The following is a 20,867-nucleotide window of genomic DNA, read 5'->3' as shown; positions in this document are numbered from 1 at the left end:
TGAAACTGACATATTTTATAATTACTTAATTACAAAATTATCACTCATGTTTTTTTTCGAATAGACAAGAGTTTTACTTCTTGTTTTTTTTCTCTTTTTTGTTTGATTAACATATTTAGTTTACAAAGATTACTTCTTTACAAACTCTCTTCTTTTAAAGATCGTAATTTGATTTTGAACTTCGTCTTGTCAAATTGGACGGGAATTATAATACCTTTTTCTTCTCTTGTCAAGAGTACTTTCCTAAAATATAGCTTAAATTTGCAAATTCGCGTTTTTTTATCAATTACACATTTATTTAACAATTTATTAGATAAAATCTCATTCACAAAAAGATAAATTTTATATCTTTTAAATTTAGGAGATTTATATACAATGAGTGCATCTATTTTTAGGGAATATGATATTAGAGGAATATTCGAAAAAGAGTTAAATGAAGATGTAGTAAAGAAAATTGGTTATTATTTAGCTAAAGCTTTACAAAAAAAAGTTCCAAATGCTGTTTATATGGCTGTTGGCTATGATGCAAGACTTCATTCTCCAACTTTGAAAAACTGGTTAAGTTCAGGAATAAACAAAGCTGGATTAAAAGTTTTAGATATGGGATTAGTTCCAACTCCTGCAAATTATTTTGCAAACTTTACTGATTTTGATGGTTTAAAATGTGATGGCTCAGTAATGATAACAGGTAGTCATAATCCACCAGAATATAATGGATTTAAAATTACTTTAGATAAAGATCCATTTTTTGGTGAAGATATTTATGCATTGGGAAGAGAAATTCTTGCAGATAATACATCAATAGAAGATAATGAAAAAACTATTTTGATTGATTCTAAAAATAGATATATAGATTATATAGTAAAAAGTTTTTCACACTTAAAACTTGAAAATAAAAAATTTGTTTTTGACTGTGGAAATGGTGTTGCTGGTGTTGTTTTAAGAGAAATTCTTGATAGATTAAATATTAAATATAAAATTTTATTTGAAGAACCAGATGGTAATTTCCCAAATCACCATCCAGATCCAAGTGATGAACACACTTTAGAAGATATAAAAAAAGAGTTAGCAAGTGGTGAATTTGATTTTGGATTTGCTTACGATGGTGATGCAGATAGAATTGCTTTACTTTCTCCAAAGTATAATTTTAAAGGAGATATATTAGCAATATTTTTCTCTCGATTCATCAAAAACCCTACGGTAATTGGTGAAGTAAAATGTACTCAAGTTATGTATGATACTATTAATTCTTATGGAAAAGCTATCATGTATAAAACAGGTCATTCAAATTTAAAAGTAAAAATAAAAGAGACAAAAGCAGATTTTGCGGCTGAAGTTTCTGGACATTTATTCTTCAATGACAGATATTTTGGTTATGATGACGCTATTTATGCAACATTTAGAGCTTTAGAATTAATTGACCAAAATTTTGATTTTGACAAAGAGTATGAAGCTTTACCAAAAGTTTATTCAACTCCAGAAATAAATATAACTGTAACAGAAGAAACAAAATTTAAAATAATTGAAGATTTAAAAAATGCTTTAACAAATCCACCTGCTGATTTTCCAAAAATCAAGGATATTATCACAGTCGATGGAATCAGAGTTATTTTTGAAAAAGGTTGGGGATTAGTAAGAGCTAGTAACACAACTCCAAAATTAGTGACAAGATTTGAAGCAGATACAAAAGAAAATGCGAAAATCTATGAAGAAGTTTTAATAAATCTATTTAATAAATTACAAGGAAAATAATATGAAAAATCCAATTAAAAAATGTCTATTCCCAGCTGCAGGTTATGGAACAAGATTCTTACCAGCAACAAAAGCAACACCAAAAGAGATGTTACCAGTACTTACAAAACCACTTATTCAATATGGAGTAGAAGAAGCAATTGCTGCTGGTATGGATACAATGGCAATTGTAACAGGTAGAGGTAAAAGAGCAATTGAAGATCACTTTGATATCTCTTATGAGTTAGAACATCAAATTAAAGGTACAAATAAAGAACATTATTTAACTGAAATTAGATCAGTTATTACAAAATGTACATTTTCATATACTAGACAAATAGAGATGAAAGGTTTAGGACATGCAATTTTATGTGGTGAAACTTTAATTGGAGATCAACCTTTTGCTGTACTTTTAGCAGATGACTTATGTGATGCTCCAACAAATGGAGTTTTATCTCAAATGGTTGAGTTATATAAAAAATATCATTGTTCAATTGTAGCTATTGAAGAAGTTCCAAAAGAAGAAACAAATAAATATGGTGTTATTGCTGGAAATGAAATTGAACCAGGAATTTATATGATTAAAGACATGGTTGAAAAACCTGAACCAGAAGTTGCTCCTTCAAACTTAGCAATTATTGGAAGATATATTTTAACTCCTGATATTTTTGATATTATAAAAGAGACAAAACCAGGAAAAGGTGGAGAAATTCAAATTACGGATGCACTTTTAACTCAAGCTAAAAAAGGAATGGTTTTAGCTTATAAATTTGAAGGTCAAAGATTTGATTGTGGAAGCGTAGATGGTTATGTAAAAGCAACAAATTACTTTTACGATAAATCAACAAAAAAAGAAAAGAAAGAAGCTGGTAAGAAATAATGAAAAATAGCCTATATTATCCTCAAGTATCATTAAGTGATGAGCAAATTTTTACAGAAATAAAAAAAGAGAGAGATGATATTGGGTACTACTCTCTTCCGTATGTTGATACAACAAACTTAAAAGCTAGACTTGATAGTCTAAGCTTTTCTCAAAAACAAATAGCAGTTATTGGAATTGGTGGAAGCACTTTAGGAACTTATGCTATTTATAATTTTATGAAATATAATAAACAGCATAATAAAACTCTAAAAAAAGAACTTTATTTCTTTGAAAGTACGGATCCTGTAAATTTAAATGGAACAATTGCTCAATTAAATTTAGAAGATACTTTATTTATTGTTATTTCAAAATCAGGGACAACAATAGAAACTATCTCTATTTTTAAATATCTTATGTCGATTACTAAAATTGATAAATCAAATTTATTAGTAATTACAGAAGATGATAGCAAATTAAATACATTTGCTAAAGCAAATGAAATAAACTCTTTTGAAATTCCAAAAAATGTTGGTGGAAGATTTTCAGTTTTATCAAATGTTGGATTAGTTCCTTTACATCTTGCTGGTTTTGATATTGATGAACTTTTAAATGGTGCAAGAAAAATTTCAACATCATTTTTTGAACAAAATGAACTTTATAACCAATTACTAAAAAAAGCAAGAACATATTATGAATATAAGGACATTTATAATGTAAATGCGATTTTTTCATATTCACAACTTCTTGAAGGTTTTAATAAATGGTATATTCAACTTTGGGGAGAAAGTCTTGGTAAAATTGATGTAAATAATACAAATCAAGGTTTAACTCCAATTGGACTTTTAGGACCAGTTGATCAACATTCATTTTTACAACTAATTGTTGAAGGTAAACGAGATAAAACTGTAACATTTATAAAAATTAAAGATTTTAAAGATGCTACAAAAATCGCTCCAATTACATTACAAGGGTTAGAAGATTTAGATTATATAAATAATCTTGATTTTAAAGAACTTATCAATCTTCAAGCAGATGCAACTATTGCGTCAGTTAAAGAGTATAAAAAAGATATTCCAATAGATTTAATTGAAATTGAAGAAATAAGCGAATATGAAATAGGAAAACTTCTATTTTATTATGAGCTATTAACTTCTATTGTTGGGAAATTTTTAAGAATTAATACTTATGATCAACCAGGTGTTGAAGGTGGAAAAATCATCTTAAAAGAGATGTTAAAAAATAAAAACTAGGGAAAATCATGGCAATTTTTGGAAAATATGAAGATATAAAAAATCAAATAAACAATCCTAAATTTGAAAAATCATTTTCATATATTCAAAAATTGCAAGATAAATCTTCAAAAGAGTATAAAAGCCTAGAAAATATAAAAATTGGTGACTGTAACAAAATAGTTCTTGATGAGAACTGTTTTGTTCTTGAACAAGCTTATGTTTCAAAAGATAAAAAAGATTGCTTTTTTGAGTCTCATAAAAAGTATATAGATATTCAATATATTTTTTATGGAACTGAGATAATGGAAGTTGAGAATATAAATAATCTTGAAATAATACAAGAATACAATGAGTCTTTGGATTATGCTAAACATGCGCAATCTATTAACTCTTCATCTTTATTAATTAGAGAAAATGAATTAGCTATTTTTTATCCAAGTGATGCTCATATGCCTTGTTTAAAAGTTGATAAAAATGAAAAAATTATCAAAGCTGTTTTTAAAGTAGCTATTTAAAATGGAACAGATATTTTCAAGTTTAATTCCAATTTTTTCTCTTATTGTAATTGGATATTTATTTAAAAAAATAAGCTTTCCCTCTCACGAATTTTGGCCAATGGCTGATAAACTAACTTATTATATTTTAATGCCAGCTCTTTTAGTTTTAACTTTATCTAAAGCAAAATTTGATGCAAATAGTATAACTTTTATTTTAGTTTCTATTCTTGCTATATTTATTACAATGATTATTTTGATGATATTTAATAAATTTAGTCCAACAACAAATGATTCATTTACTTCAATTGTTCAAGGTGGAATTCGATTTAATACTTATGTATTTTTAGCGTTAAGTGGCTCTATTTTTGGACAAAATGGTTTAATCTTATCAGCTATTATAATAACTTTTGCCATTCCAATTTTAAATATTTTTTGTATTACGATTTTTGCATTATATTCACAAAACAATAAGATTGATTTTATGTATCTTTTAAAATCTATTTTTAAAAATCCATTGATAATCTCTTGTGTTATTGGTGCTTTGATAAATTTTTCAACTTTACAAATTCCAATTAGTATAGGAAATTTACTTAAAATTTTAAGTAGTGCAGCACTTCCAATGGGACTTTTATCTATTGGTTATGCTTTAGTTTTAAAAGAGATAAAAAGTACAAAAAAAGATTTGAGTGTAAGTTGTATAGCTAAATTTGTAGTTTTACCTATAATCATCTATTTTTTAGGAAAAACTTTTCAATTAGATGAAATAATGATTTCTATTTTAGTTTTATTTGCTATCATGCCAACAGCACCAAGCTCATTTATATTAGCTCGTCAACTTAATGGTGATTTATCACTAATGACAACAATTATAACTGTACAAACTATTTTAGCTGGACTATTTTTAATAGTCTTTATAAAATATTTTGTCTAAATTCTAATTATTTTTCGTATCACAGAAATATCCAATTCCTTGCATATTTTTTAAAAAATCATCTGGTAGTTTTTTTCTTAAATTTTTTATAAAAAGTCTCATTGCATTTTGAGATATTATTACATCTCCATCTGATATATGACGCTGTATTTCTTCGTATCTCAATACCCTATTTTTAGATAAAAGAAGTTTTAAGAACATAGACTCTTTTTTTGTTAATATATATTCTTCTTTTTCATTTTTTACGATAGATTTTGCACTATCATAAGTCCAATCATTTTTTAAAGAAAATATTATCTCTTTTTTATGTGAATTTATAAATAATTCTAAAGCTTCATTCAACTTATCATGTGTAATTGGTTTTACAATATATTTTATTAAAAATAATTCTGTTGCTTTTAATAAATATTCTGTATTTGTATATGCTGAAGTTATTATCACTCTTGTTTTTGTATCATTTTGTCTTATTTTTTTTATAAAATCTATACCTGATTCATCATCCATTTTTATATCTGTAATTATTAAGTCTGGTCTATTTTCCATATATAATTTATATGCTTCTTTTGTATTTGAAGCAACAAATACATATTTAAAATAAAATTCTAATATCTCTTTTATATTATTTTGTATTCCAAGGTCATCTTCAACATATAAAACAGTATATACATTAAGTTTGCCAAAATTTTTATTCATAATTATCTAAATCCAAATCAGTAAAGATGTGTTATTATAACAAAGCATTATTAAATGAGGAACTATTTTGAACTACAACATAGAAAAAAATCTATTAAAAACCATTATGATGAGTTTTTTAGTAATCATGTCCGCCATGATTCTTGCTATATCATTTTTTTATTTGGAAAATACACAAGATAATTTGAAAAAACAAATGGAAAACTATGAAAATGAATATTATAAAGAGATAAAAGAGACTTTAAAAATGAGAGTTACAATGGTAACTGATATTTTAGATTATAACATTGCTTACTCAAATCTGACAGAACAAGAACAAAAAGAGTATGCAATAAAACTTTTAAGCAATTTAACATTTGAACAAAAAAAGAGTAACTATATTTTTATTTATGAAGTTGTAAATTTTGAAGGTGGTGATAACTTTGCAAAAATGCTAGTAAATCCTAATAGACCAGATTTATCTGGAAAATTTATATCTACAAATGAAGAAGATGTAAATGGAAAAAAGTTTAGAAAAGAATTTTTAGAAAATATAATAAAAACAGGAGAATCATATACTTCTTATTCATACAAAAAACCTGATTCAAAAAATCTTATTTATAAATTATCATATTTTAAATTTTATCCTAAATACAACTGGATTGTAGCAGTTGGTATTTATACTGATGATATAGAAAATGAATTAAATATAAAAAAAGAAGAACAAGAGCAGGAAATAAAAAAACAAATTTCACAAAATATAATACTTTTTTTATTATTTTTTATAATTGCAATTTTAATTTCAATGGCTATATCAAATGAGATTTACAAAATTTTAAAAGATTATAGACAAAAAGTCGATGAAAATGAAAAAGAACTAAAAATTTTAAATAAATCTTTGGAAGAGATGATGTCAAATATTGCTCATCAATGGAGACAACCATTAGCTGAAATATCTTCAATATTAATGCTAATAAAATTAAAGTATGATACAAATCGTTTAGATAAAGAGAGTATGAAACAAAAATTAAAAGAAGCAAATATGGTTTTAGAATATATGTCAAATACAATCGATGATTTTAGAGGATTTTTTTCTACAAATAAAGAAAAAGAAAAATTTTATTTGAGTGAATTAATTGATAGTGTAATAACTATCAATTCTACTGTTTTAAGAATAAACAACATTCAAATAGATGTAAATATAGATAAAAATATTGAATTAGAAACTTATTTAAATGAATATCAACAAGTTATTTTAAATATTTTGAAAAATGCAAAAGATGTTTTAATAGAAAAAGATATAAAAAAACCTCTTATAAAAATTTATTCTCTTGAAGATAAAAATAGTATTAGTTTAATTATAGAAGATAATGGTGGAGGAATTAATATAGAACCTTTAAACAAAATTTTTGAAGCATATTATTCATCTAAAAGTCAGAGTAAAGGAACAGGAATTGGGCTTTATATGTCAAAAATGATAGTTGAAAAAAGTTTAAAAGGAATTTTAAGTGTAGAAAATAGTAATTTTGGAGCTAAATTTAGTATTATTTTGGAAAAAGAGACTAAAAGTTAATCTCTTCTTTCAAAGTTTTATCCAAACATTAAATTTGGAAGCCAAAGCGAAATTGCTGGAATATAAGTTATCAACATTAATCCAAATAATAAAACTAATGTCATTGGTAATGAAGCTTTTATAACTTGTCCCATACTCAATCCTGTTATTCCACTTGCAACGAATAGATTTAATCCGACAGGTGGAGTAAGCATACCTATTTCCATATTTACAACCATAATAACACCAAGATGAATAGGATCAATTCCTAAAGCAACCCCAATTGGAAGTAATAAAGGAACTGTTATCATTACAACAGAACTAGGTTCCATAAATTGTCCCATTACTAAAAGTAAAATATTTACAATAAGCAAGAACATTAAAGGACTTACATTTGCTTCTATTATCATTTGAGTAATATGCTGAGGAATTTGCTCATCTGTTAAGAAGTGTGCAAAAATCATAGCATTTGCAATGATAAAGAAAATCATAGAACTTGTTTGTGCTGAATCTAATGCAATTTTATATAAATCTTTTATTTTTATATCTTTATATACAAAGAAAGAGATAAAAAATGCATACATAACACTCACTGCTCCAGCTTCAGTTGGTGTAAATATTCCACCATAAATTCCACCAATAACAACAAAAATAATTAATAATGCCCAAAATGACTCTTTAAAAGCAATAATTATCTCTTTTAAACTTGCCATCTTTTCTGCTTTAAAACCATTCTTTTTAGCTAAGATGTAAGTCATTATCATCATCATTCCACCTATCATAAGACCTGGAATTACTCCAGCCATGAATAGTTTTCCAATAGACTCATCAGCACTTACACCATATACAATAAATACAACTGAAGGTGGAATTAAGATACCTAAAGTTCCAGAAGTTGTGATTGTTCCAATGGCGAATTGTTCATTATATCCAGCTTGTTTAATAGCTCCATACATAACAGAACCAATAGCAGCAACTGTTGCAGGAGAACTTCCACTAATAGCAGCAAATATAATTGATGCTAAAATAGCTGCAATTGGTAAACCACCTGGTAAATGTCCAACTAAACTTTTTGCAAAGTTAATAATTCTAGAAGCAGCACTTCCTCTTGATAATAATGAACCAGCTAAGATAAACATAGGAATTGCCATAAGTGTATACTTATTTAATCCATCAAAAATATGAGAAGCTGTTCCCATTAAATCTAAATTTGTAAATAAAAATGCCGAAGCTAATGTACTAGCTCCTAATGCTACTGCAACAGGAACTCCTATTAACATTAAACCAAAAAGTAAAATAAAAAGTGTAGCTATAACCATAACTATTTTTCTCCTTTAATATCTTCTAAAATGGCTTCATGCTCACTAAATAGTTTAATTTTATCAGCATCCGTTTTATAAAGTTCAATAAGTTTTTCAACAACTCTATACGCTGCAAGTAAAAATGCAACTGGTATAACTAGCTGTGGAATCCACATAGGAATTTGTAAATCTACATTTATTTCACCAAAATCCATAAGGAATAATACAAGTTCATATCCAAAATATGAAATTAAAAGGAGATACGCAATAGATAATAAACTTGCAAAAATCAAAAATCCCTTCATAACAATAGGAGAACACTTCTCTATTAACAATGTAATAGAGATGTGCGCACCTTGTTTAAATCCATAAGCAGCACCAAAAAGAGCTGACCAGATGAAAAGATAGTTAGTAAGTTCTGCGGCCCAAGGAAGACTCATATCAAATATATATCTTAGAACCACATTAATAAATGCTAATAACACACCTAATATCATTCCATAAACAGCTATTGTTTGATTTATTGTCCCAACTATAATATCTAAAATACTAAAAAGTTTTTTCATATTTCTTCTTTACTTATTTTGTCTCAATAGCTTTTTTGATTAAATCTTCACCAATTACACTATAGAATTGTGGATAAATAGATTCCATAACTTTTCTCCATTTTGCCACTTGCTCATTTGTTAACTGATAAATTTCAAGTTTTTTTGTATCAGCTGCATATTTTTTTAATGCTTCCATAATTTTTGCATCTTCAATAGCAGTTTCTTTTCTTTCTAACTCTGTTGCTTCTTTCATAGCAAGTGCAACTTTTTCTTGTAAATCTTTTGGTAATTTATCCCAGAATTGTTGATTCATTACAACTAAATAACCTAAATATCCATGGCTACTTAAAGTAAGGCTAGATTGAACTTCATGAAATTTTTTTGTATAGAAATTTGATAAAGGATTTTCTGTCGCATCAACAACACCTTGTTGAAGTGCTGAATAAACTTCAGAGAATGGTAAAATTTGTGGATTTCCACCAACAGCTTTAAATTGTGCTTCTAGAACTTTTGAACTTTGAATTCTAAATTTTAAACCTTTAGCATCTTCTGGATTAATAATAGGTTGTTTTGAACTTGAAAAATGTTTAAATCCAGCATCCCAATAATCAAATGCTATCATTTGTTTTTTTGCATCTACATAAGATTTAAGTTTTGCTCCAACTTCTCCATCCATAACTTTATATAAGTGTTCTTTGTCTCTAAAAAGAAATGGTAAATCAAAAAGTTGAATTTGAGGTACAATAGATGGGAATTTTGATAAACTTGGCATAATTACTTGAACATTGTTCATAGCTAAAGCCTTCATTTCATCTCCATCACCATACAGTTGAGAGTTTGGAAATACTTGAACATCAATTTTTCCTTGAGTTAACTCTTCAATTCTTTTTTCTAAATAATCAGCAGCCATACCTTTTGGTGTGCTAGAACTTACAACGTGGCTAATTTTCATTACATAATCAGCTGCCATTGCTGATGTTGCTAACAGTGAAGCAGTCACAATTCCGACAATAGTCTTTTTCATAATTTTCTCCTTAATTTTTAATAGGCTCTGATTATATCAAAAAATTATGTAGCTATTATGTAAAAAAAGATATTTAAAAAATTTTTATTTTTATCTTTACAACTAAATTAATCTTAAAATAAAATATATAAATTGGCATAATAGTGCTACAAAATATTTATAAAATACCTATAATTTGATAAAATAGTTATATACTTAGCTAAATATTTTAAGGAGCAAAAAATGTTAAAAGAAATATTATTTACAAGTCTTGGTGGAGCTTTACTTTTAAAAGAAAAAGTTGAAGAAGAGTTAAAAACTCTTGAAGAAAAAGGAAAAATCAAAACAGATGATGCAAAGAGTTTCTTGGAGTCTTTAGAAAAAAAAGGAAAAGATGAAGATGAAAGAATCAAAACAAAAATAAAAGATATGTTTAAAGAAGTTTTAGATGAACTAGGAGTTGCTACAAAAGCAGATTTAGAGAAATTAAAACAGGATTTAAAATAAAAACTTTTTTTATATATCTAAAACTTTTTTCACTTTTTAGAATCTATTTAATTTTTAGATTTTTATTATCTCTTTTTTTACTTATTAAAAAAAGGGATAGCTTTTTATTTATTAAACCTTTAAAACCAAAAAAATTAAAAGAGACAATATTTTATTTGGGAGCAAGTTTTATAAAACTCGCTCAAGTATTAGCAACAAGGTCAGATTTTTTTTCAAAAGAGTATTTGGATGAACTAAAAGAGCTACATGATAAACTTCCAAAAATGTCTAAAAATGATTTTGAATCAGTTTTTAAAGAGTCTTTCAAGCAAGATTATTTTAAAAAATTTGACAATGAACCAATTGCAAGTGCTTCAATAGGACAAGTTCATATTGCATATCTAAATGATGATACAAAAGTTGCAGTAAAACTTAGACGTAAAAATATAGAAAAACAAGTAAGAGTTGATATAAAAATATTAAACTTTTTTAATAAACTTTTTAGACCACTTTTTTCATATTACACAAAAAATTCAATTGATGCAGTTATAAATGAATTTTCAAGTATGATAAAAGATGAAACAAATCTTACTATTGAACTTGAAAATCTAAAAAAATTCTCAAAAATCTATGAAAATAGTGGTGTTTTATTCCCAAAACCTTATGAAGAGTTTTGTAGTTGTAGTGCGCTTGTTATGAGTTTTATGGAAGGTTTTAGATTTGATGATAAAAATTCTTTAATAAAACATAATATTGATTTCAAAGAGATTATTTCAAAACTTATAAACTTTTATACACAACAAATGCTAATGAATGGATATTTTCATGCAGACCCTCATCCTGGAAATTTGCTTATAAATTGTAATGGAGATTTAGTTTTACTTGACTTTGGAATGGTTAAAAATATTTCTAATGATACAAGAGTTGCTATTATTGAACTAATTGATGGCGCAAATAAAGGTGATTTTGATACTTTTGTAAGAGCAAATAAAAAATTAGGAACTATTAGCTATGAAGCTCCTCAAAGTTTGATGGTTGAATTTAGTCAAAAAATGTTTGATATTTTTTCAAATGACAATTTATCTAGTGAATCTATGCAAAAACTAGCTTTTGAAGTTTTAGAAAGTACAAGAAATTTACCATTTAAATTACCAAGTGATGCAGTATATATTTTAAGAGTTAGTGCAATAATAGAAGGTTTAGGAACAACTTACATAGAAAATTTCAATGGAGTAAAAGATATATTACCAATTTTAAAAGATAATCTTCCCGAAGCTTTAGGAATAAAAACCACTATTACAGAAATAATTTTAGATGAAATAGAATCTTTACCTAAATTTTTAAAAAGTCTAAAACAGATGATTTCAAAAAGTTCAAAAGGTGAACTTGAAGTATTAATAAACAAAGATCAACTAGAATTTATAAAAAAAGATTTAAAAGAGTATTTTGGTTCATATTTAAAATCTTTATCATTTGTTTTATTTGGTCTATTTTTGATTTTTTATGATGAAAATCTAAAAAATATTGCTTTGATTTTAGTATCAATTGGTTTTTTAAAAATTCTATTTATAAAATAGATATATAAACTATAAAAAGGAAAAATTATGAAAAAAATGTTTAACTTTTTTGGAGTTATTTTATTGTCACTATTTTTTGTAGCTTGTAGCACAAAACAAGAAACAGATTTAAAAACAGTACAAAAAGTTGATTTACAAAAATATCTTGGAGATTGGTATGAAATAGCAAGATATGAACATCCTTTTCAAAAAGATTGTAAAAATGTAAAGGCAAATTACTCTTTAAGAGATGATGAAAAGATTCAAGTTGTTAATAGTTGTACAAAAATTTCTACAAATGAATTTAAAGATGCAAAAGCAGTTGCATATAGTATAGATGAAACAAATAGTAAACTAAAAGTAAGTTTTTTTAGACCATTTTATGGAGACTATTGGATTTTAGATTTAGATAAAGATTATAAATATGCAATTATTGGAACTCCATCAAAAAAATATTTATGGATAATTTCAAGAGAAAAAACTATAAGTAATGAGGTTTTAAATAAATTATTAGAAAAAATTACTAGTATGGGATTTGATAAATCTAAACTCATATATACAATCCAAGATTGATTTTTATTACTTTAAAAGTAATAAAAATCTTTAAAAACTTTTTAGTAATATTCCTATTATTAGGTTTAATGCTAAAATAGTAAGTAAAACTTTTAATATAATAGTAAATTTTTTACCATCTATTATATTTCTTAGTTTAGTTCCAACAAAACTTCCAACAACTGCTCCAATAATCATAGATATAATAATCCATATATAATCAAAAAATACAAATCCAAAATATATAAATACAACTACCTTTAAAAAATGAGTTATACTCATCAAAGCAGCTCCAGTTGCTACAACTTTATCTTTATCATTGTAATCTTTAAATAAAAGTGTCATTGTAAGCGGACCAGTAGCTCCAACAACCATCGAAAGTCCTGTTTGAAAAAAACCTGCTAAATAGTAGTTTTCATATCTTTTTATCTTTTCATTGAACTTTTGACTCCAAAGAGAAAGTAATATATAAACTCCAATAAATAATGGTACATATTCAAGTGAAATAAAATTTAATATTCCTACAAAAAAAGCAATTCCTAAAATAGAACCAATTAAAAATTTAGGTACTACTTCATATTGCACATCTTTATATCCAAAAATTGCTCGACTAAGATTACTTGAAACTTGTGTCAATCCATGAACTGGAATAAGTGCATTTACAGGTAAAAATGAAGGCAAAATAGCAATAAGCATCATTCCACCACCAATTCCAACAACTGCTGCAATAACAGAAGTCAAAAAAGTGATAACTCCTAAACCTAACTCCAACATAAAAAAATCCTATCTTAAAAATAATGCATAAAATACCAAATAAAGCCTTTATTATTGAAAAATAGTTATAATTATTTTTTTTAAATAGGAGCTTTTTATGAAAATATTACTAATAGTTACTACACTTTTTGCAAATATTTTATTTGCAAATTATAATTATATGATTCAAGATAATGGAAAAATAGATATGCATGGTGGAAAAAGTGAAAATCTAATAGATGAAAAAAATAGTTTATCAAATAAAGATTTCAAAAATATTGGTATAAATAAACCAACAACACCCAAAGCACCACAAAATCTAATTAAAGAAGATAAAAAAGAAGAAAAAAAGGAAAATTCTAAATAATGGCAAAAAGATATAAATTTATTTCGTGGAATGTAAATGGAATACGAGCAGTTGATAAAAAAGATGCGTTAAAATGGATAGATGAAATAGAAGTTGATTTACTTGGTGTTCAAGAAACAAAATCAATGAAAGACCAAATTCCAAAAACTATCTTTTCAAAAGAGTTCAAAACTCTATTTGCAAGTGCATCGGCAATTAAAGGAAGAAGTGGAACTGCTCTATTTTCTGATATTGAACCAACTTTTCAAAGTATTTGTGAAAGTGTAGATATTTTAGATGAAGGAAGGATAAACGAAGTTCATTTCAATTTAGCAGACAAAAATATCGCATTTTTTAATGTATATTTCCCAAACGGACAAAGTAGTCAAGAAAGACTTGATTATAAAATGGAATTTTATGATAGGTTTTTAAATCATTGCGAAAATCTAAAAAAAGATGGGAAATCAATCATTGTTTGTGGTGATGTTAATACAGCTCATACGGAAATTGATATTGCAAGACCAAAAGCCAATGAAAATACAAGTGGATTTTTACAAATGGAGAGAGATTGGATAACAAAGTTTTTATCTCATGGTTATATCGATACTTTTAGACTTATAAACGGCGATATAAAAGATAAATACTCTTGGTGGAGTTATAGAGCAAATGCAAGAGCAAATAATGTTGGCTGGAGAATTGACTACTTTTATGTCAGTTCTGATTTAAAAGATTATGTAAAAGATGCTTATATTTTAGATACTATTGAAGGAAGTGACCATTGTCCAATCGCTCTTGAAATGGAGTTCTAAATATAATTAAACACTATGTTTTTAATTTAAAGAATAAAGAACTTTTGAAAGGATATTTTTCAAATTTTCTTTTTCTTTTTTATCTAAAACTGAAAAGGTCTTTTCTATCATAGAAGCTTTATTATCCATAATTTCTTTTATTAGTTCTGTTCCTTTTTGTGTTAAACAAACTAGATTTTTTCTTTTATCATTTTTTACAGCGTCTCTTTTGATAAGTCCTCTGTCTTGAAGTTTTTTTAAAACTTTTGTCATTCCACCAGAAGAAAATATTAAGGCATCATATAACTCAGTTGGGGATAAAGTATAGTTTTCACCTTTAAAATATAAAGAGGCTAAAACATCAATATCTGTATGCAATAAGTCATAATTTATTTTTAAAAACTGTTCTGATTTTACTATCAAATCTTTATTTACCAAAAATAATGGCAATGATAATGCAAATATTGCACACTTTTCATCAATAGAACATCTTTCATAAAAGTCATCTAAATATTTTTTTTTCATGAAAGTATTATAACAAATTTTTTATTAAAAGTATCTTTCTAGCAAGATATATTTAAGTATAAAACAGATAAAATTTCTCTTTATTAAAAAAAAGGAGTTGTTTTTGAAAAAGATATTATTTATTTTTTTTATACCACTTTTTTTATATTCACAAAGCTTAGAAGAACTAGTAAATTTAGCTATTCAAAATAGATTAGTTGAGTCATCTAAACAAAAATTAGATGCACTAAAAGATGAATATAGAAGTGTAAAAGGTGGTTATTTACCAAAATTAGACCTAGGTGCAGGATATTCAATAACTGATGATGAAAGACCAAATGTTGCTCATAAATCAGGAAATGTATATGGAAGTGTAAATTATAATCTTTATGATGGTGGAAGAAAATATGATACTTATGATAGTTATGAATCATCTATAAAAAGTGGTGAAAAATCACTTGATGCTTTAAAAAATGATATTTCATTAACTGTTATAACTTACTATTTTAACTACTTATCATATATAGCGCAAAAAGATGCAAAATTAAAAGAAATCGAGCAACTTGATGCTCAAATGGAAAGATTAAGTAGATATTTCAATGCTGGAACTACAACAGAAGATGAAGTACAAAAAATTATTTCAAATGTGGAAGCTGCAAAAGTTGAACTCAAAGAGATTGATTTAGGTATCATCACAATTTTACATAATTTAGAATATATAACTGGTACAAAAGTCGATATTACATCTGGTTCAAATGTAAATGAACTTCAAGATGTAAAAGATGAAAGTGCAAGATTTGATATTCAATCTTTAGAATATGATACTCAAGCAAGTTTAAGTAATGCAAAGGCTGAAAAAAGTGGTTATTTACCAACTATTACTTTAGATAATACTTTTACATATTATGATAAAGAGTATAACCATGCTAATAATGATTTAGGAAATGATGTAGACCATCAAAATATCGCAAGTGCAAACTTAAAATGGAATATTTTTTCATTTGGAGAAACAAAATATAAATATGAAGCAAAATTCAAAGAGTATTTAGCTTCAAAATTAAATTTAGAATATGAAAAAAACAAAGCAAATGTAGATTTACAACTATCACTTAGAGCTTATGAAATAGCAAAAGCAAAAATAGTTTCAACAGAAGCTAGTTTAAAAGCTGCTGATAGTGCTTATACAATTATCAAATCAAAATATGAAAATGGTTTAGTTGATAATGTTGCCTTTTTACAAAGTTTAAGTGAGAAGTTTGATGCACTTAGTTTATATAGAGCTTCATTAAATGATATAGAAATAAAAAGAGCAAACATAATTTACCAAAGTGGTGAAAAATTAGAGGAGTACATAAAATGATAAAAAAGTCGTTAATTGCAATATCTTTCCTTTTTTTAGGATTTAATAGTTTAATTGCAGATGAAGCAAAAGCACCAAATGAAGCACCAGGTTTACCTGTTCAAACATTTACAATTACAAAACAAAATAATACTACAAATAAGACTTATCCAACTATTTTGAAAGCTTATGAACAAGTTGATGTTATAGCAAGGGTTTCTGGAATATTAAAAGAAAAACATTTTAAAGAAGGTGATTTTGTAAAAAAAGGAACTTTACTTTATAAAATAGAGCCAGATACTTATTTAGCAAATTTAAATATGAAAAAAGCTGAATATACAAAAGCAAAAAAAGATTATGAAAGAGCTAAATCATTAATTGCTACAAAATCAATTAGTCCACAATCTTTTGATGATTATACATACCAATATGAAAGTTCAAAAGCAGCATTAGATGAAGCACAAATAAGTCTAAACTATACAACTGTAACAGCTCCTATTGATGGAATTGTTGGTATAAAACAACATGATATTGGAGATTTAGTTGGAAGTAGTTCAAATAATTCTTTACTTGTAACTATTACAAATACAAATCCAATTCATGCTGAGTTTTCTTTGCCAAAAGATGATATGAATAAATATCTTTCTCAAATAAAAGAAAAAAGTGCAAAAATTAAACTTATCACAGATGGTAAAACTTATGAGAATGGAGAAATTGATTATATTGCTCCTGTAATAGATACAAATACTGATACTCTACTTTTAAGAGCAAAATTTGAAAATGCAAATAGCGAATTAATAGTAGGTAACTTTACAAAAATAGAGATTTCAAATCTATCTTTAGGAGATGTTTTTGTTGTTCCTGAAAATGCTGTATTAAAAACTGCTCAAGCAACTATTGTTTTTGTAGTTGATGAAAATAATATAGCAAAACCAAGACCAGTTGTAACTGGAGATTTAGTAAAAGAAGGAATGGTTATAAAAAGTGGTTTAAAACCAAATGAACAAATTGTAACTAGTAATTTTGCAAAATTAAGACCAGATACAAAAGTTCAAATTGTAAATAAAGAGAAATAATTATGATTTCTTCATTTTTTATTAAAAACCCAGTTTTTGCTGGTGTTTTATCAATTATAATATTTTTGACGGGAATAATTGCTATGTTCAATTTACCAATTGAACAATATCCAAGAGTTTTACCGCCTCAAATTATTGTAAGTACTTCATATCCAGGAGCTAGTGCAGATACTATTGCAAAAACTGTTGCTGCTCCTCTTGAAGAGCAAATTAATGGTGCAAAAAATATGCTTTACATGAACTCTCTAGCAGAAGATAGTGGAAGATTAAGTATAAACGTATTTTTTGAAGTTGGAACAAATCCTGATGATGCAAAAATCGATGTAAACAATAGAGTACAAGCTGCCCTAGCAAAAATGCCTGAACAAGTACAAAGACAAGGTGTTGTTGTAGGTGAAAGAAGTCCAAGTATTTTGATGTTTGCAATGCTTCAATCTCCAAATAAAACTTTTGATTCAATTTATTTATCAAATTATGCTTTATTAAACTTAGTTGAATCACTAAAAAGGGTAAAAGGAGTTGGTGATGCTATGATTTTTGGAGCAAAAGATTACTCTATTAGAATCTGGATGGATCCATTAAAATTATCAAAATATTCACTTGCTACAACTGATGTTATAACAGCAATTAAAGAACAAAATAATCAATATGCAGCTGGAAAAATTGCTTCTGAACCAATTGCTCAAAAACAGATGTATACATATACAATTAGAACTCCTCAAAGGTTTGAAAATCCTGAACAATTTGGAAATATTGTAATTAGATCAAATGAAGATGGAAGTAGTTTAAGATTAAAAGATATCGCAACTGTTGAGCTTGGAGCTAGTGATTATAGTGTTACAACAAGACTAAATAATGCACCTTCAATTCCTATTGGAGTATTTTTACAAAGTGGAGCTAACTCACTTGAAACTGCTGATGCAATAAAAAAAGCTTTAGAAGATGCAAGTAAAAGTTTCCCTGAAGATATGACATATAGTATCCCTTATGATAGTACAGATTTTATTACAGCTTCAATTCACGAAGTTGTTAAAACGTTCGTTGAAGCTTTAGCACTTGTTATTTTGATTATTTTCTTATTCTTACAAAGCTGGAGAGCGACTATTATTCCTTTTATTGCGGTTCCAGTATCAATAGTTGGTGCATTTGCAGGAATGTATGCTTTAGGATTTAGTATTAACTTACTAACTCTATTTGGTTTAGTTCTTGCTATTGGTATCGTTGTTGATGATGCTATTATCGTTATTGAAAATATCGAAAGGCACATGGAAGAAGGAAAAACTCCTAAAGAAGCTGCATTTATTGCTATGAAAGAGGTAACTGGAGCTTTAATTGCTATTATTTTAGTTTTAGGTGCTGTATTTATTCCTGTTGCATTTATGGGTGGATTAAGTGGAGAAATGTATAGACAGTTTGCCATAACAATTGTTATTTCTGTTGTTATTTCTGGATTCGTTGCTTTAACTTTAACTCCAGCTCTTTGTGTAAAAGTATTAAAAAACAAAAAACATGAACCAAAAGGTTTTTTCAAATGGTTCAATGATTCTTTTGCAAAAGCTACACAAGGGTATTCAGTAATAGTTAAAAAAAGTATTAGATTTTCTTTAATTTCTGTTTTATTATATGCTGGATTATTATTTATATCTTGGGATATGTTTAAGTCTATGAAAACTGGACTTCTTCCTGATGAAGATCAAGGAACAATCTTTGTATTTGGATTTAACCCTCCTGGATACTCTATGTCAAAATCTTTAGAGTTAAGTGAAGAGATAAATAAAATTATTGCAGAAGATCCAAGTGTAAATAATATAATTACTCTTGCTGGATATGACTTTACAACTTCGGCACAAAGAAGTCATACAGTTGCAACAATTATTAAATTAAAAGATTGGAGTAAAAGACCAAATCCTGAGCAAGAAGCACAAGCACTTTTAGCAAAATTTAGTAAACAACTAATGGGAACAACAGAAGGTTTCTCTTTTGCCGTTGTACCACCTCCAATTATGGGGATGAGTGTTACAGGTGGATTTGATATGTATGTTCAAGATAGAAAAGGTGGAACTATTGAAGATTTAGGAAAAATTGTAAATCAAATAGTTGAAAAAGCCAAAACTAGACCTGAATTAATGGGAGTAAGAACTGCACTTGCTGCTAATATTCCACAATTTCAAATTGATGTAGATACTGAAAAAGCTAAAGCAAAAGGTGTAAGTTTAAGTGATATTTATAGCACTATAAATGCAACTTTTGGAAGTTATTATGTAAATGATTTTTCTTTATATGGAAGAACTTATAAAGTTAATTTACAAGCTAAAGATGAATTTAGAAATAATGTTGATGATTTCCAATATGTTTATGTTAGATCAGATAAAGGTGAGCTTTTACCAATTAATTCATTTATAAACTATAAAAAAGTTGTTGGAGCTGATATCGTAGAAAGATTTAACCTTTTCCAAGCAGCAAAAGTTTCAGGACAACCAGCAGCTGGATATAGTTCTGGAGATTCATTAAGAGCTATTGAAGAAGTTGCAAATGAAGTTTTACCAGAAGGTTATACAATCAGCTGGACAGGAACTGCTTATCAAGAAAAACAAATTGGTGGAAGTTCTGCTCAAGCATTTATTTTTGGTATTGTTTTTCTGTTCTTAATTCTTTGTGCACTTTATGAAAGATGGTTATTACCACTTTCTGTTGTATTAGCAGTACCATTTGCAATTTTTGGAGCAATACTTGCTACAAATATAAGAAGCTTAGACAATAATATCTATTTCCAAATTGGACTTCTTGTTCTTGCAGGACTTGCGGCTAAAAATGCAATTTTAATTGTAGAGTTTGCTATTCAAAAACAAAAAGAAGGTATAAAATTGGTTGATGCGGCACTTGAAGCTGCTAAAGTAAGACTTAGACCAATTATTATGACTTCATTAGCATTTACAGTTGGAGTTATGCCACTTGCTATTAGTAGTGGAGCTGGAGCTGCAAGTAAACACTCTATTGGAACTGGAGTTGTAGGAGGAATGTTAACTGCTACATTTATAGCAATTTTATTTATTCCACTATTCTTCGTTTTAATTTCAAGACTTAGTGGTCATAAAGATGACGAAGTTCTAACAAATAAAGAAGAGGAATAATCCTCTT

The 20,867-nt window shown here is 26.8% G+C and carries 20 protein-coding genes; 14 read left to right on the top strand and 6 right to left on the bottom strand.

What is annotated here, in order from left to right:
• Positions 1-375: 375 nt before the first annotated feature.
• The 5 genes from B0175_RS05505 to B0175_RS05485 are packed head-to-tail and all read left to right on the top strand — an operon-like array spanning position 376 to position 5,253.
• Complete coding sequence (locus B0175_RS05505) at positions 376-1,752, top strand: phosphomannomutase/phosphoglucomutase (RefSeq protein ID WP_004510887.1); 1,377 nt, start codon at positions 376-378, stop codon at positions 1,750-1,752.
• Between the two features lies 1 nt (position 1,753).
• Entirely contained in the window at positions 1,754-2,611 is an 858-nt protein-coding gene (gene galU / locus B0175_RS05500; RefSeq protein ID WP_004510886.1) for a UTP--glucose-1-phosphate uridylyltransferase GalU, read from the top strand.
• Positions 2,611-3,843 (top strand): glucose-6-phosphate isomerase, encoded by a 1,233-nt coding sequence (locus B0175_RS05495; RefSeq protein WP_108527651.1) that lies wholly within the window; start codon positions 2,611-2,613, stop codon positions 3,841-3,843. Before galU ends, B0175_RS05495 begins: the two co-directional genes overlap by 1 nt.
• A gap of 8 nt (positions 3,844-3,851) precedes the next feature.
• Positions 3,852-4,340, top strand: coding sequence for a YhcH/YjgK/YiaL family protein (locus tag B0175_RS05490; RefSeq protein WP_108527650.1), 489 nt, complete (start codon positions 3,852-3,854; stop codon positions 4,338-4,340).
• Position 4,341: 1 nt separating this feature from the next.
• Entirely contained in the window at positions 4,342-5,253 is a 912-nt protein-coding gene (locus B0175_RS05485) for an AEC family transporter (protein ID WP_108527649.1), read from the top strand.
• Between the two features lie 3 nt (positions 5,254-5,256).
• Here the strand turns inward: B0175_RS05485 and B0175_RS05480 are convergent, their stop codons facing one another.
• Positions 5,257-5,946 (bottom strand): response regulator transcription factor, encoded by a 690-nt coding sequence (locus tag B0175_RS05480; RefSeq protein ID WP_108527648.1) that lies wholly within the window; start codon positions 5,944-5,946, stop codon positions 5,257-5,259.
• A 67-nt stretch (positions 5,947-6,013) separates the two neighbouring features.
• Between B0175_RS05480 and B0175_RS05475 the strand changes: the two genes are divergently transcribed.
• Positions 6,014-7,498: a cache domain-containing protein gene (locus B0175_RS05475; protein WP_108527647.1), complete on the top strand. Its 1,485-nt coding sequence runs from the start codon at positions 6,014-6,016 to the stop codon at positions 7,496-7,498.
• A 17-nt stretch (positions 7,499-7,515) separates the two neighbouring features.
• On the opposite strand, the gene B0175_RS05470 is transcribed toward B0175_RS05475, so the two are convergent.
• Genes B0175_RS05470 through B0175_RS05460 form a run of 3 tightly spaced genes read right to left on the bottom strand, consistent with a single transcriptional unit; the run spans position 7,516 to position 10,350 of the window.
• Complete coding sequence (locus B0175_RS05470; protein WP_108527646.1) at positions 7,516-8,796, bottom strand: TRAP transporter large permease; 1,281 nt, start codon at positions 8,794-8,796, stop codon at positions 7,516-7,518.
• Positions 8,797-8,798: 2 nt separating this feature from the next.
• On the bottom strand, positions 8,799-9,344 hold the full coding sequence (locus tag B0175_RS05465) for a TRAP transporter small permease (protein WP_108527645.1): 546 nt from the start codon (positions 9,342-9,344) through the stop codon (positions 8,799-8,801).
• Between the two features lie 13 nt (positions 9,345-9,357).
• Entirely contained in the window at positions 9,358-10,350 is a 993-nt protein-coding gene (locus B0175_RS05460; RefSeq protein ID WP_108527644.1) for a DctP family TRAP transporter solute-binding subunit, read from the bottom strand.
• A gap of 222 nt (positions 10,351-10,572) precedes the next feature.
• Between B0175_RS05460 and B0175_RS05455 the strand changes: the two genes are divergently transcribed.
• The 3 genes from B0175_RS05455 (at position 10,573) to B0175_RS05445 (ending at position 12,944) form a co-directional block, all read left to right on the top strand.
• Positions 10,573-10,836: a hypothetical protein gene (locus tag B0175_RS05455; RefSeq protein ID WP_108527643.1), complete on the top strand. Its 264-nt coding sequence runs from the start codon at positions 10,573-10,575 to the stop codon at positions 10,834-10,836.
• A 224-nt stretch (positions 10,837-11,060) separates the two neighbouring features.
• On the top strand, positions 11,061-12,392 hold the full coding sequence (locus tag B0175_RS05450; RefSeq protein WP_108527653.1) for an ABC1 kinase family protein: 1,332 nt from the start codon (positions 11,061-11,063) through the stop codon (positions 12,390-12,392).
• Between the two features lie 27 nt (positions 12,393-12,419).
• Positions 12,420-12,944, top strand: coding sequence for a lipocalin family protein (locus B0175_RS05445; RefSeq protein ID WP_108527642.1), 525 nt, complete (start codon positions 12,420-12,422; stop codon positions 12,942-12,944).
• Positions 12,945-12,974: 30 nt separating this feature from the next.
• Here the strand turns inward: B0175_RS05445 and B0175_RS05440 are convergent, their stop codons facing one another.
• Positions 12,975-13,697 carry a sulfite exporter TauE/SafE family protein gene (locus tag B0175_RS05440; RefSeq protein ID WP_108527641.1) on the bottom strand — a complete coding sequence of 241 codons (723 nt, stop codon included), beginning with the start codon at positions 13,695-13,697 and terminating at the stop codon, positions 12,975-12,977.
• A 97-nt stretch (positions 13,698-13,794) separates the two neighbouring features.
• Here B0175_RS05440 and B0175_RS05435 point away from each other — a divergent pair, with 97 nt between their 5' ends.
• Complete coding sequence (locus tag B0175_RS05435) at positions 13,795-14,043, top strand: hypothetical protein (protein WP_012012563.1); 249 nt, start codon at positions 13,795-13,797, stop codon at positions 14,041-14,043.
• Positions 14,043-14,831: an exodeoxyribonuclease III gene (xth, locus tag B0175_RS05430; RefSeq protein ID WP_108527640.1), complete on the top strand. Its 789-nt coding sequence runs from the start codon at positions 14,043-14,045 to the stop codon at positions 14,829-14,831. Before B0175_RS05435 ends, xth begins: the two co-directional genes overlap by 1 nt.
• Positions 14,832-14,852: 21 nt before the next feature.
• On the opposite strand, the gene B0175_RS05425 is transcribed toward xth, so the two are convergent.
• Positions 14,853-15,335 (bottom strand): MarR family winged helix-turn-helix transcriptional regulator, encoded by a 483-nt coding sequence (locus B0175_RS05425; protein WP_108527639.1) that lies wholly within the window; start codon positions 15,333-15,335, stop codon positions 14,853-14,855.
• 103 nt (positions 15,336-15,438) lie between these two features.
• Here B0175_RS05425 and B0175_RS05420 point away from each other — a divergent pair, with 103 nt between their 5' ends.
• Genes B0175_RS05420 through B0175_RS05410 form a run of 3 tightly spaced genes read left to right on the top strand, consistent with a single transcriptional unit; the run spans position 15,439 to position 20,860 of the window.
• A complete protein-coding gene (locus B0175_RS05420; protein WP_108527638.1) occupies positions 15,439-16,674 on the top strand; it encodes a TolC family protein in 1,236 nt (411 codons plus the stop codon).
• Positions 16,671-17,729, top strand: a complete 1,059-nt coding sequence (locus B0175_RS05415) for an efflux RND transporter periplasmic adaptor subunit (RefSeq protein ID WP_108527637.1) — start codon at positions 16,671-16,673, stop codon at positions 17,727-17,729. Before B0175_RS05420 ends, B0175_RS05415 begins: the two co-directional genes overlap by 4 nt.
• A 2-nt stretch (positions 17,730-17,731) precedes the next feature.
• Positions 17,732-20,860 (top strand): efflux RND transporter permease subunit, encoded by a 3,129-nt coding sequence (locus tag B0175_RS05410; protein ID WP_108527636.1) that lies wholly within the window; start codon positions 17,732-17,734, stop codon positions 20,858-20,860.
• Positions 20,861-20,867: the final 7 nt, after the last annotated feature.

The organism is Arcobacter lacus (assembly GCF_003063295.1).
Classification (GTDB): domain Bacteria; phylum Campylobacterota; class Campylobacteria; order Campylobacterales; family Arcobacteraceae; genus Aliarcobacter; species Aliarcobacter lacus.
Note: the sequence above shows the minus strand (reverse complement) of the source record. Positions and strands in the feature narration are given on the sequence as shown.